The organism is Paraburkholderia monticola, from assembly GCF_001580545.1.
Taxonomy (GTDB): Bacteria; Pseudomonadota; Gammaproteobacteria; order Burkholderiales; family Burkholderiaceae; genus Paraburkholderia; species Paraburkholderia monticola.
Genome location: NZ_LRBG01000004.1, coordinates 299,335 through 313,130 on the forward strand (window position 1 = coordinate 299,335; position 13,796 = coordinate 313,130).

General features: G+C 56.2%; 8 protein-coding genes and 1 pseudogene. 6 read left to right on the top strand and 3 right to left on the bottom strand.

Annotated features, from left to right (window positions below; all coding sequences use genetic code 11):
- Positions 1-3: 3 nt before the first annotated feature.
- On the top strand, positions 4-3,906 hold the full coding sequence (locus CI15_RS06245) for an SIR2 family NAD-dependent protein deacylase (protein WP_082814174.1): 3,903 nt from the start codon (positions 4-6) through the stop codon (positions 3,904-3,906).
- Between the two features lie 287 nt (positions 3,907-4,193).
- On the opposite strand, the gene CI15_RS06250 is transcribed toward CI15_RS06245, so the two are convergent.
- A complete protein-coding gene (locus CI15_RS06250) occupies positions 4,194-5,240 on the bottom strand; it encodes a restriction endonuclease (RefSeq protein WP_062125307.1) in 1,047 nt (348 codons plus the stop codon).
- A gap of 482 nt (positions 5,241-5,722) precedes the next feature.
- On the opposite strand from CI15_RS06250, the gene CI15_RS06255 reads away from it, so the two are divergent.
- The 4 genes from CI15_RS06255 (at position 5,723) to CI15_RS36365 (ending at position 10,087) form a co-directional block, all read left to right on the top strand.
- Positions 5,723-7,072 carry a deoxyguanosinetriphosphate triphosphohydrolase gene (locus CI15_RS06255; RefSeq protein ID WP_062125309.1) on the top strand — a complete coding sequence of 450 codons (1,350 nt, stop codon included), beginning with the start codon at positions 5,723-5,725 and terminating at the stop codon, positions 7,070-7,072.
- A gap of 573 nt (positions 7,073-7,645) precedes the next feature.
- Positions 7,646-8,845 (top strand): PfkB family carbohydrate kinase, encoded by a 1,200-nt coding sequence (locus tag CI15_RS06260; protein WP_062125310.1) that lies wholly within the window; start codon positions 7,646-7,648, stop codon positions 8,843-8,845.
- Complete coding sequence (locus CI15_RS06265; protein ID WP_062125312.1) at positions 8,842-9,438, top strand: 7-cyano-7-deazaguanine synthase; 597 nt, start codon at positions 8,842-8,844, stop codon at positions 9,436-9,438. Before CI15_RS06260 ends, CI15_RS06265 begins: the two co-directional genes overlap by 4 nt.
- A gap of 415 nt (positions 9,439-9,853) precedes the next feature.
- Positions 9,854-10,087, top strand: coding sequence for a nitroreductase family protein (locus CI15_RS36365; protein WP_153041057.1), 234 nt, complete (start codon positions 9,854-9,856; stop codon positions 10,085-10,087).
- 17 nt (positions 10,088-10,104) lie between these two features.
- On the opposite strand, the gene CI15_RS06275 is transcribed toward CI15_RS36365, so the two are convergent.
- Complete coding sequence (locus tag CI15_RS06275) at positions 10,105-10,887, bottom strand: 8-oxoguanine DNA glycosylase (RefSeq protein WP_063910525.1); 783 nt, start codon at positions 10,885-10,887, stop codon at positions 10,105-10,107.
- 568 nt (positions 10,888-11,455) lie between these two features.
- Entirely contained in the window at positions 11,456-11,743 is a 288-nt protein-coding gene (locus tag CI15_RS36370; protein ID WP_153041058.1) for a hypothetical protein, read from the bottom strand.
- A 512-nt stretch (positions 11,744-12,255) separates the two neighbouring features.
- On the opposite strand from CI15_RS36370, the pseudogene CI15_RS06285 reads away from it, so the two are divergent.
- A pseudogene (locus CI15_RS06285) lies at positions 12,256-13,467 on the top strand (helix-hairpin-helix domain-containing protein); the annotation flags it as partial.
- Positions 13,468-13,796: the final 329 nt, after the last annotated feature.

A 13,796-nucleotide genomic window follows, 5' to 3' on the forward strand; every position in this document is an offset into this window, starting at 1 on the left:
ACAATGAAAACGTCAGAAAACAGGACGACCGACGCAACAACAGCTGACATCATCAACAGCATGCCTGGTGGGATACATCTGCGCACCATACGTGACGCGTTGAAACAAGGTCATGCCTCGGTGATGATTGGCTCTGGCTTTAGCCGGAATGCTGAAGGTGGAGCAAAGCTGCCCCTTTGGGGACCGTTGATGGACGCCCTGTTGGCGGACATGTATCCGGACAAAAATGAGCGCCGGAGGGCAAAAGACAGATTCGGAGGCACCAGCGGGATGTTGCGTTTGGCGGAAGAATATACTGCGATTGGGGACCGGGCGCGGCTGGATGCGCGGCTTCATGAATTGTTGCCCGATGCAGGTGTCGTCACACCTGGTGAGCTTCACACAAAGCTTCTGTCTCTATACTGGACCGACGTCTTCACGACCAACTATGACACCCTGTTGGAGAGGACACTTGATTTGGACCGTAGTCGTCTAAACCCAAGCATCAAGCCTCGCTACCAGGTCGTCGTCGCAGCGTCCGATGTCCCGTATTCCAAGCGTGACGGACGACCCCGCATCATCAAGCTGCATGGCTCGCTGCGTTCAGGCACAAAGCTCATTGTTACCGAGGAAGATTACCGCAATTATCCTCGAGATTTTGCACCGTTCGTCAATACTGTTCAGCAGTCGATGCTCGAGAACGTTTTCGTGCTGATTGGCTTTTCAGGCGATGACGCGAACTTTTTAGCATGGACGGGATGGACCCGCGACCATCTCGGTGATAAAGCTCCACCTCTTTACTACATTACCTTCAGTCCAGTCTCCGAGGGACAGCGTCTACTCCTAGAAAAGCGAAAGATATTTCCAATCAGTATTCGGTCGCTCGGTATGCAGGGTAATGAAGTTGATTACGGAAGAGCGCTTAAGGTGCTGCTGGACTTCTGGCAGGAAGTGCCACCGGTTCGGCGCGCGGAGTGGCCTTTCCATGTTGCCAACCAGCTCACGACAATGAAAGCTGGATTGACAGAGATGGTAGCGTGGCTGGAAACGGCGCAGCGCAATCGTGCGGATTACCCAGGCTGGATTGTCGCACCCGCTGATAATCGTACTCGTGCGGCGGACTCCGGCGCGCTCGCGTTCGCACTTCAAGCATATGAGAAGCTTCGCGAGAAAATGCCGCCTTGGCTTCGAGTGGTGTTTCTTGACGAAGTCGTGTGGCTAATGGACGTCGCGTTGAAACATCTCAGCCCGCAAATCGTCGCGTTTGTCACTGACGTGTTGTCGGAATGCGATATGAGCGTTGGCGCCGAAATGCCCATTCCTGCGCTGCCCGCAGACGCTGAGCCATTGAAGGTTTCCGACGACATACTTTTAGCCAAAAGGGCAAACCTCGCGCTCGCGATGCTGAGAGACGCTCGCGAAGACAATGAAGAAGGTCACTTTCTAAAGTGGGTCAACTGGCTCTCCCGATATGAATGCGAGAACCATTCACTCGAACTTCAATGCGCCGTACTCCATGAGCGTATCTTGTTTTGCATCGAGCATCGAAGAAAGCAGGATGCAATCGACATGCTCAACAAGCTAGCCAGAATAGCCGTTCAAGCTGAAGACCCATACTGGCCCATCCGCGCAGGCGCTCTTTTAGGCGAGGTCGGAGTTATTCGTCGAGGGCTGGAGCTCGTTAAGCGCGGACTTCACACCATTCGCGACGCGATTCAATTCAAAGGTGACGATGCCTATCTTGTGTCTCGCGAACAATGGGCCGAGTGGTTACTCGGAGCGCTCAGCAACGCGGTTAGAATAGGCGACGAGAACAAGAAAACCCCCGCGGGTCTGAATCAGGCTCGCACTTGGTCTCCGGAGCCTGGTCTCCTCGCACGCATCAATCAAGAAGAAACCGACAATCCAGAGAACGTCTCTCCGGAAAAATCAGTGCGAGACGAGAATGCGCGTGACAACATCGAACATCCGTACTTCATCATGGACGAAGTTCGGTACGATGTTCAGCTCGGAGATAGCGTACTCACCGCTAGCGTCATCGAGATTGATGCCAATAAGGTGCCCGCGAACCGGCGCATACCGTTGCTTCTACCTACGGCGCAAGCAGCTGCCATCAGCTACGTACGTCTGATTGAACGAGTCTCTCTGCCACCAGCGCTGGGAGAACTCATGTATGGCGCTAAGACCTTGGCGTCTTGCTTCCGAATTATGTCCCTGAATGGGGGGCAAGATGCAAGTTTGAGGATTCTTCTGCGCGCCAGCGCTCGTATCGGGCCCGGTTCTGCAGATGTTTTGGACCTTGCCGCAATCTCAGCACTCAGTCGGGAAATTGCACTGACTCTATTTGAGCAATCTGTCGAGGTGATTAACTCTATCACGATAGATGCGCAATGGGATGCGGCAGCGTCTTCTGCTTTGAAGCAGCTCCTTGACTTGGCATCTCGGGTCGCTTTTCGGCTCGAACCACATCACGCCGTCATTCTGTGCGAGCTTGCATTTCAATTGCACGGTTCGGCAGCTCTTCAAGAGGATTTGCAGCTTCACCGGGCGTATGCCAATTTCTTCGAGCGAGCAATACGACTGCTCCCTCGGTCCGACCATGCCAGTTTCGTGCCGCGCCTTCTTGCCCTGTCTACTAGCAAGGTGAAGCTCCTGGCCCGACAGCTATGGCCCGATGCAATATACTTCGCGGGAAGCCCCGGCTCGGTCAACAAAGTTGGCGACGAGCTAACAAGCGTTGCAAATCAAATCCTTGACGACTTTGAGCAGCTAGCATCGGGGGGCTCCCCTTCGGAGAGGTCGCAATGTGCGCGGGCCTTGACGTGGCTGCTTCATGCTGATGCGCTGACGACCGAGCAGAAGCGGCGCTTTGCTGCGCAAATATGGCACAACGTCCCTATGGGCGGAATCCCCCGATTCGAAGCCCTACCGTCTAGCACTTTCGTTGTGTGGCCGCATCTCTCCGACCGTCTGGAGCCGCACGAGTCCTTCAAGCAGTGGCTTGAAAAACTGGACTTTCCGAATATGGAAGGTCTCCATGATTTTATGGGTGAGAAGAAGAAGTTTGTCTTGACTCCCGATGATACGCTACTGGGCGCCCTCGTAATGAGCGCGCGAATCCAGGAGAAAATCGACTGGACAGAAGACGAACTGCTGCCGTATATCGAGAAAATGCGCGGCTGGTGGGCAACCGAAGGCGTCGAACTAGTCGCTAGGGCCCTCGCTGGTTCTGACGACACTACAGGCCTACTCGTGAGCGCGCGCCTACGTGCAATCGTCGCCGTTTGCCACGACGTATTCGCAAAAGTCCTCACGCTCGAGACTGTTAAAATTCACGGACTCGGCGACTGGTTCGAGGAGCTTTGGAGCGCGGGGCTCACCATCAACTCGCCGCAAATACCATTGCTCTTCGCCTGCCTGCGATGGTGGCCCGAAAGGTCCGACCAGGTCATTACCCAAGCCATTGCAACCATCGAAAGTAGCGCAAACGATGCCGCAACAGGAGACGCCTTGCGTGTAACGTCGCACTGGGTGGCTACACATCGAACGCCAACCGTCGGGACACGCCGATTTGTGAGCTACCTGCTAGATGGGCTTCGTGGTGGTCAGGATTTTCTTGTCGAGCAGAAGCTTCTCGTTCTCGAACAGTTGCTAGAAGCACAGACGGGTACCAGGCATTTGCAAGAGCATCGGCACGCCCTCGCCAGTAGACTCTGCGACCTCATGCACGACCTGCAAAGCGGCGCGGCGCTCCGCTCGGGCCGTGTGAATTATTTCGCCGCGCCGCTATTGCGCGTGGCTGTCGCAAAAACGCTTGCGGCCATGGGTAAGAATTTGAATGGTTGTGCGCGTGAGCTCACCTGGAAATCCGCGATAGCGCTCGCACGAAGTGATTCCCTCCTTCTTGTTAGGAACTGCGTACTATGACGCGCTACAAGGCAGCCCGAATGATTGAACGCATCGAAAGGCCGCACATGAAGCGAATGCCAGACCACGACCAGCAGAAGCTAGACGAATTCTTCGCGCTTTGTCGCCACTACGAGGGCTCCTACGCCTGCTGATGAGTAACTCAGAACGCGGATGAATGCATCTGCCAACTTCACGACAGTGATTTACCTGCTGACAGCTCGGTGCGCACGTTGAGCTCGCCGACTTCGAGAACGCAGCGGTCCGTTTGCGGCTGTGCGCTAGTGAGCGGCTCCATGCTTCGGCGCTTAAGTTTGTGGTGTGACAGGTGCGGACAGAAATGCTGCCAGTTCACGAAGCAGCGTTTCGATTGTCTCCCGTGACTGGCGCCATTGGTCAGGCTTGCGGTGCATTTCAGCTAAGTAGATGTATGGCCCGTCCGACAAAGCTCGCGTCACGCGAGAGAGTGTTCGTGACGCTTTTCCATTAACTAAGACGCGAAGCGAGGCTGCTCCTTGGCCGACTTGCACCATGCGGTGAAGCGCTGAGGTCAGAAGCTTCTGGTCGACGGGGGCTTGGCTGTTTGTGGCGAGGACGGTCTCTGAGGCGTCTAAGAACTCCCCGACGTTGAGAGCAAACTCGACAAAGGTCTTCGCGGCGAGGTTTCGAACGCCCTCAACCTTAAGCTTTGCAGCCTCGAGGCAGTTGGTCACGCGGCTCAATTCGCGGGTCGCATCGGCAATGAAAGTTGTTGCGTCGTAAGTCGTCGAAAGGGAGTCTCCAGTTGAGAATTTGATAGGAAATTCTCCAGCAAGGGCTCGCGGTAGTGCAATGGAACACAACTCAAAGACGACCGCGAGCAAGTCTAGGAACGATTCGCGGTCGGCCCCTTTGGGTGGCCTTGGGGAGTAGTCATTTAGGATGAAAAAATCATGCATCTCCCGCTGCAGTTGATTCGCCTTTTGCGTAAGTGAGATGAGTTCGCGTCGCTGTATCTCGCTCTTCGCACTGCCAAGAAGCTCCTGCATATTGGTCAGCGTAATGTTTGTGTGTTCAGCGACGCGAATGGCGCCCGCTTGAAATCCTGACTCAGAGAGGAGAAAGGCCCGGTCTGCACCTATATCAGACGCAATTTGGGCGAGCGCCAGAACCTTTTCTTTCGGTATTGCGGTGTTCCAAAGCTTGCACTCAACGACCCACGTGATGGCTACACCAGCAAAAGTGGCCCGAGCGAGGACATCGACCACGTGAAGACCCCGTGCTCCGACCGCCTCTTTTTCGACCTCAACTGTGCAGCCAAGCGATACGAATAGTTCAGCGACCTCTTGTTGATAGGTCTGCCATGCTGCAGTCATACAGTCTCCTGAAGCGGCCAGATGGAAACATCCGGTTGCGGCGCTGTGCATGTCTGTAGTCCGAGTGCACCTCGGCGCTTCTTTCGAATACCCCGCGTGCAACATGCAAAACGCATCATATATTTGCACCAGCGCGGAAAAATTGTCAAAAACTCGAGCCGATAACAATTGTGCCGAGGAGCCTTGCTATTATCATCTGCGATAGCTTATAGCCGGGCACGATTTTTCAGGCCCGTGGGTCACAAATCCGTCGAACATCCTGTGGATACGATGATTGTCGCAACAGCTTGGCGCCTGTTCCACCGCCTGTCTGCGTCTATACTCGCCAGCTATAAAGCTTACTGGCTTCATTGCCGAAAAGATGAAGGCCCGATTTGCGCGTTGAGCGAACGCGGGTAGCGCAATGATTGAGTGGAATCGCTCGTAAGCGATGAGCTATCGCGAGAAAGATAAAAACAGGAAAAGGAGATGCTGTGGCAGGTATGGATTGGGTCAAGCTGCTTTCCGCACAAAGACTCGGAGTGGACAAGAAGTCTGGAAAAGGGAAGGACATTCGGAGCGAATTTGTCCGCGATTACGACCGATTGATTTTCTCGTCGGCATTTCGACGGCTACAAGATAAAACGCAGGTTTTCCCGTTAGCGAAAAGCGACTATGTTCGAACTCGCCTGACACACAGTTTGGAGGTCGCTTCTGTCGGGCGGTCGCTTGGAACGCTTGCAGCCGCGGAAATCGGTAAGTCGGAGAGACGTGCTGCAAAGGTCAACCCGCAGGATATCGGAGTTATCGTCTCTGCAGCATGCCTCGCACATGACATCGGAAACCCGCCGTTTGGGCACGCCGGAGAATCGGCGATTCAAGAATGGTTCGCCAATGAGCACGAAGGTGGGAGGCGTCTGGCGTCGTGGAAGATGAGTCCTTCACAGAACCACGACTTCCGGATGTTTGAAGGCAATGCTCAAGGCTTCAGAACGATTTGTCATACGCAGATTCCCGAGCAGAAGGGGGGCATGCAACTAACTTGTGCAACCCTCGCGACGTTCACCAAGTATCCACGCGAATCAAGCGTTCCAGACCGGCAACGCTCGGGCATAAGCGGGAAGAAGTTTGGCTTTATGCATTCTGAGAGAGACTTGTTCGCCGAGGTGGCTGACGAGGTCGGACTACTCAGGAAGCCTGGAAAGGGCGCTGCATGGTATCGCCATCCCTTAGCTTTCTTGGTTGAAGCCGCAGACGACATCTGTTATCACATCATGGATATTGAAGACGGCTTCCGCGCCGGCATGGTGTCATTTGATGAGCTGCGCGACTTGCATAAACCGTGGATTGACGACGCGATTGAAACGCGCTTGGCGCAGGTACACGACAAACATCGACAAGCTGAGTACCTGCGTGCCCGTACGATTGGTAAGCTCATCCATGAGTTCGTTTCTGTTTTTGGAAAGAAACTCGATGGCATCATGACAGGCGCGTTTGACGACGAGCTTGCTTCACATATCGACGGGGCTGACGCGTTCAAACAGTTCAAGAAGGTTGGCCGGGCGAAGGTCTACAACAGTAGGCCGGTTGTCGAGGTGGAAGCCTGTGGCTTCGAAGTTATTGGTGGTCTTCTTTCCGCGTTTGTTGGAGCGATGGATGACCTGGCCGAAAAGAAAGGGGCAGCGTCCGTGCGGTCGAAGACACTCCTACGCCTCACTTCATTCGACACAGACACCTTGGCTTCGGCTTCAAATTACGAGCGTGCGGTGCATGCGACTGACTTTCTGTCGGGGATGACAGACTCGTACGCAGTCACCCTGTATCAAAGGATTCGCGGCATCGAACTCCCATAATCACGTGCTCCTGCGACCAAGGTCCACCACCCGATGCTATCGGGCAAAGTCAAATGACCCACCCCAAAACTTTCATTTGACGAATGGCGTCTGCTCATTAAAATGTGCATTCCGAGTGAATCTTAGCGATGTCCTTACTGCGAGCAATCGTTTCGGGCACGTAAAACTCAACAAATAGAACAGTCCGGGAGTCCATATGTCTGGTGGTGGTGGCGGCGGTGGAGATTGGAGGCCTGAGCCGAAGGCGCCCGTAGTTAATCCAACGGCAGGGGGAGGCGGTGGGGGTATTGGCGGCGTACCCAACGACCCCTGTGTCATTGAGGAAATCACCAACCTTAACTCGGTCGTGGCAGCCGCGTTGCGAAACGTGCGGCCAGGTGACCTTCTTGACGTGGTGTTCTTGCCAGGTCCGCCGCATCGACTTGTTACTCAGGACCGCAACGGGGCGACCGTGGGTTCCATCACGTCTCGTTCGATGCTTCAGTTCATTGAGTGTATCCAGAACGGCCGGCAATATGTCGCTGAAGTGCTAGCCATTCAAGGCGGCACATGCCAGATTCGTGTGGGTCTTCGATGACTCAGAGCGAGATTGTTGTTGCAGGTGGCGTCTATCACGAAAAATGTATCTGGCCTGAATGGGACCAAATCTTTGGCTCCGGTGGGCGTGCGGCTACCGCACTCGTCAGCCACGTCGACAAGGTGACGTTGCACAATTATGCGCGAGACGATGTAAAGCAAGAATTCGCGAAGGCGGCAGCGCTCTACGGCTTTGGAGTCGTAGCGCACCCATGCCCAATCGGCATCTCGTTCGAATATGTGCATTGCATGTCCACGCCGGTTGTTCGACCGCCGCTTGCGCGCATACCGAAACTCGACCCGATGGAGGTTTCGGCCGGGGCCGTCCTTCGGTTCGGGATGCTGGAAGGCTCGGCAAAGGTCGACGCCAATTGGTGCGTCCATGACCCACAGTCAGCCTTCCATCCGGAATCGTTCTGGGATAACGGGAGTAAGGCAGAGCATCTGGCAATCGTGGCAAATCGCAGCGAGATAGTTGCGATGGGGCAGGATATCGACCCCGACGTCGCGGCAAGAAACCTGCTGGCGCGTGGCGCCGAGGTGGTGGTGGTCAAGTCAGGCCCGGAGGGTGCCTTTGTGCACATGTCGAATGGGGGCAAGGCTCACATTCCGGCATACAGAAGTGATTTGGTCTGGACCGTTGGTTCGGGAGACGTTTTCGCTGCAATATTCGCCGCTCGTTGGGCCGTGCATCGCGAAAGCCCGGAGCACGCAGCGGAAGTTGCGTCGCGCGCAGTTGCACACTACGCCGAAACTATGGGATTGCCGGCTCTTCGTGTCCAGGAGCTAAAGCAAGCTCAGCGGGTTCCAGCTTCTACTATCCCTGGGAGGGTCTATCTGGCGAGTCCCTTTTTCAACCTCGGGCAGCGTTGGCTCGTGGATGAAGCTCGTCGGTGCCTGAAGGAACTGGGCCTCGAGGTGTTTTCACCGATTCATGACGTTGGTCCAGGTCCTGCACATCTGGTTGGACCCGCCGACATACAGGCGCTAGAGGAATGCGACCGCGTTTTCGCGATTCTTGATGGCCTAGACGCGGGAACCGTTTTTGAGGTTGGTTATGCGCGCGCGCAGGGCAAGCCGGTGTACGCCCTTGCACAAGCGGTTAGCGAAGAGAACCTCAAGATGGTGATTGGCTCGCACAGCAAAGTCTTCTTTGATTTCGTGACGGCGCTGCACCACACTGCGTGGAAAACATGAAAACGGCGCTTCTCCTTTCTGGCGGCATGGATTCAGTCGCAATTGCGTATTGGATGCGACCGGAAGTCGGAATCACCGTTGCCTACGGTCAGCGTGCCGCTGAAGCGGAGGTGCGCGCGGCCGCTGCTGTTTGCGAGGCGCTCAATATCGAGCATCACGTGATTGACGCCGACCTGAGCGCACTTGGTAGCGGCGACATGGCCGGGTCTGCGCCCGCCGCGCTTGCGCCCGTTTCAGAGTGGTGGCCGTTTCGCAATCAGATGCTCATTACATTGGCAGCAATGAAGGCCGTTAGTCTGGACGTAAATCGTCTCTTGATTGGTACGTTACGGACAGACGGCATGCATGCGGACGGTACGCAGGAGTTTATCGCTGCGATAAACGCGCTACTTCGCTGCCAGGAAGGCGCGATTTCACTTGAGGCACCGGCGATTGGGCTCACTGGGCCCGAACTCATTACGGCCTCAGGTGTGCCTGCAGATTTACTGGCTTGGGCGCATTCGTGCCATGTCGCCAATGAAGCTTGCGGGATGTGCCGCGGTTGCCGGAAGCACTATGAGACGCTTGGGGAGCTAGGCTTTGAGCCTTATTGAGGACCCGTGCCCACTTCGCGATGGTCCGTATTCGGAGTATGCGTGGCCAGTCGAAGACCGTGTGCCATTCGGGACCTTTAAAGCTCCCGCGCCCGCTTCGTTCGTGGACATCTTTGAACGACGGCGCTCGACCCGTGCTCTGGCTCCCGCGACTGTCGATTCGATGACGACAGTGTTCCACCTCGCACTAACGCCCCGGTTTTGGCAAGAGGGTGACGCAATGCGGCGCACCCGCCGGCCAGCGCTTTCGGCTGGAGCGCTTCATTCCATTTCGGTTGTTCTGTTTGTAGACGGCGTCGCTTATCGCGTTAACGTTGAGCTCTGCACGCTCGACCGACTGAGCTTTCCATCGGAAATCTACGAGATGTGGACTAGCAGATGCAAGTTTCTGCTACCCAACGCTAAAGGCGCGTTCATGGCCCTGGTTGCCGACATGGCGAAACCGAAGGCAGCATATGAAAACGGCGAATCGCTCCTGTTGCGTGATGCCGGTGCGCTGTTGCAGACGCTAGCGCTCGCAACAGAGTGGTGCGGTCTCGGGTTTTGTCCGCTGGGAATTCTGGGCAACGAGGTCGTATCGGCACTACCAGCAAACGAACAACTGCTCGCGGTCGGCGCCGCAGCTATCGGCGTGCCAATTCAAACCTGACTGGGAGCCAAAGCCCCTCAGTGCACGTGGGTAGGGTCGGCGCCGAAAAGGTCCAGCTGCTCGGCCTTCACGTGAGCCTTCTTCAAAATGACAGACAATCGGCGCATGTGGTCCCACATGAGGCCATCGAGGGTCGCGGCGGATACATCTATCGCTCGTGCGAATTTCACGAAGCGCGCTTCCAGCTGACGGTAGTGCGTTTCCGGTTGCCACTCTTCCGGAAAGAGTCCGAGATGCCGGCCGACGCGAATAATATGGATGTCCAGAATCGCTACCTCGCTTCGCGGGCGCATGTTGCGAACTACCCAGGAGGCGGTCTTGAGTCCGATACCGGGGAGTTCGTTCAGTCTGTCCCGGAATGCAACATCATCGTCAGGGGGCGTGAAGCCAGCTAGTTGTTCCAGGCATCCACTGAGGTATCGCGACTTCTGACGAATGAATCGATATTTGCGGTCGCGGTCTCGAAGCGTGAATGGCTCGCCCAGCGCTTCTTCGAGCTCTTGAGTAGTCACGCCCGACCGTAGGAGACCGCGTTCGCGTACTCGAGCGTACGCGGCCAATGCCAATTCAGCAGGCATTCCCCAACCGCCAAGCAGGCAGGCTGCCACTTCCTCATTCAGCGAGCGTCCGAGACGAAAGTCTTGAAAGGTCCCAGATTCCGTGTGCTGCCATGCCTGCCCACGCCAATACGCCGGTGTCATCAGTTCATCGAACGCTCCCCAGGGGATGCCTGGTAGCACCTCCTGATTCACTGGGGGAAGGGTCAATTCACGGAGTTCGCCCGCGATGTGCGCGTACATTGTTTGCATCGGGTCCGGAGCTTATCTGAGGATGAATACGAGTTGGCGTGAGATGCATGCGAGGCGTCGGATGATACAACAATTCGACCGGTAGCCCCCTAGGACCATTGCTCACGCGAAGCTGCAACGAAGTATAGTCAACGAAAATAAGCGTGCGGCAGGTATCGTCGAAGCGCCTCCGGCCATGGTCTGAAATGAGCGGTGAAATTTGCATGTCGACAAACGCGCCGTCAACGCGTCGAGGCGCAAAGCCGCTCGCGGCGACTCTGACAGAGACGATTTACCGATGCGATTAGACAAGACAGTCCACCGGCGCGCTGCGTTGAAGCAGTGCGAGGCGTCGATGTAGCCTGTCCCAGTCGAAAAAGCTTGAAACGGCGAACAGGAGATGCCCAGCTGTGCTTCTCGTCGCGCGTCGCCGGCCTTCTGAAATTTTTTTTGCATGTAAATCTCAACTGCTCACGGTCAGATTTCCGACTTCCCCTGTCGCAAGCAAAATCATCTCCCCTCTCGCCCGGTATACATACTGCTGCCCGCTTTGCGGTGCAGCCGCGCGACTGGTCGGACATCAACGGCAGCGGTCGGCGCTTGTAGTTTGATTCTGACCGGACCTGGCGACCGCGAGCCTGGCAGAAACAACCGATTCCGCTTCTGCTACTGCATCGTCAAAGACAACAGGCGATGCTTTCGACACCTTTATCAGCTCCAGCAGTTCCTTCCCGTATTCTTCATATTCGGAGTTCACGCCGAGTATGTCGAGAAGGAGGGGAGAATCGAGGTACACCGAGAAGCCTTCCAAGGACTCCGGCCCATCTCCGGCTGACTCACTGAAGCAGGCAAGCGCTTCCGCAGCCATGTTCGCAAACGCAATATCTGAAACTCGAGCAAATCGGTCCGGATGTGCATTTTTAGGTCGAGCAAAAATTGCGCGACATGAAAGTCGAGACGCAATTCCCGACGCTCGGCCTCATCGGGCGGAGCCGCTTTGAGCGTCAGAGTGGTGTTTGCTCGCTTGGTCGTTGTCCCAAACTCTTTGCGTGATAGAAGGCGCATAGAGTCGGTGTGCAGAAGCCGGTCGAGGAAACCTTCCTGCAACGCTTCGTCGTCGAGGCTCGCGAGAATCTCATCGTCGCGGCAGCTTTTAACGAAGTCATTCAACACCCAGTCAATCTCGCCCTCCGTCACGGCTGGGACGTCTTCATCTTCAAATTGTTGAGTCGCTGCATATTTATACACGGGCCTTTGCGCGCTGCCCAAGATGCTTTCAAGCAGGCCGTCCCGCTCGAGTTGCACAGCAAGACCGAGTATTGCAAGCCGTGGAATTCGAAGACCGTAGCGCTGCTCAACCTCATTCGAAAATTGTGCAGCATCGAATATCCCAGCCAGGCGCTGGAGGTAGCGCTCGGGCGCACGCTCGGGGTGCCCATATTCCAGGAGCAGGTGATGCAGGTTGCCATCCTGGCTGCCGGTTTTACGCCTGGTGAAGCGGACCAGTTGCGTCGCGCAATGGCCGCCTGGAAACGCAAGGGTGGCCTCGACAAATACTACGACCGCATCGTCAATGGAATGATGGAGCGTGGATACGAGAAGGCGTTCGCCGAAGCCATTTTCCAGCAGATTCACGGCTTCGGCGAATACGGCTTCCCAGAGAGTCATGCGGCAAGCTTCGCGTTGCTCGTGTACGCGAGCAGCTGGCTGAAATGCCATGAGCCCGAGGCGTTTCTCGCTGCGATGCTCAACAGCATGCCACTCGGTTTTTATTCTGCGTCGCAACTCATCCAGGACGCACAGCGGCACGGCGTGAAGGTCTTGCCGGCGGACGTCGCCATCAGCAACTGGGACTCGGTACTCGAACACTATGAGTCCGCAGCACGGCCGGCGGTACGCCTCGGCCTGTCGCTCTTGAAGGGCATGAAGGACGGCGCAGCGGAGCGCATTGAAGCCGCGAGAGCCGTGCGTCAATTCGTCGGTGTCAGCGACCTCGCACGACGCGCCCAGCTCGACCGTAAAGACCTTCAGGTTTTGGCCGCAGCGAATTCGCTGTCGTCATTGGCCGGTAATCGGCGCGAAGCACTTTGGGCGTCTGTGGCCGCGGTGCCGGACAGCGACATCCTCGCCGACGCGCGCGTTGAAGACGAGACGCCTGTGCTCGGCGCACCGTCGGAAGGCGAAGACATTGTCGCTGACTACAACTCGATGAGCCTCACGCTCGGACGGCATCCGCTATCGCTGCTACGGCCCGTGCTGCTTGAACAACGTCTCGTGCCGGCAGCAACGCTCATGACGTACCGCAACGGTCGGCTCGCTCGCGGATGCGGGCTAGTCACCTTACGTCAGCGACCAGGTACCGCAAAGGGAGTGATGTTTGTGACCATCAAGGACGAGACGGGCAACGTGAACGTCATCATCTGGCCGTCGCTGCAGGAAAAGTTTCGCCAGGAAGCCCTCGGCGCGTCGCTGCTCGCCGTTTATGGAACGTGGCAATGCGAAGGCGAGGTCCGTCACTTGGTTGCCCAGCGGCTCGTCGACTTATCGCACCTTTTAGGTGGGCTCACGGCAGTCAGCCGCAATTTCTGTTGAGCAGCCTATCCATACAAAGGCGCTTGATTGTTCAGGTGGTTAATAGATGTCATTCGATTTTACCAACTCCGTGTGAGCTGTTCCGACCACCGCGAGAAGCCCGCCTTAAACAGGCGTATTGTTATCTGACGGTCTCGCTTTCGCTGCCAATTCGGTTCATCCAAAGCGACAGGTGTGACCCTATATTTTCAATGGAGGCGGCGATGAGCAAAGGAACAGGCGGCGGCCAAGGTGCCACACGTAGCAACGCGGGCGGTGTATCGAAGGGCTCGTCCAGCGGGGCCAAATCAACTGGGAGCAGCAGCCGCTCGGGAAGTGGCTCTTCCGGA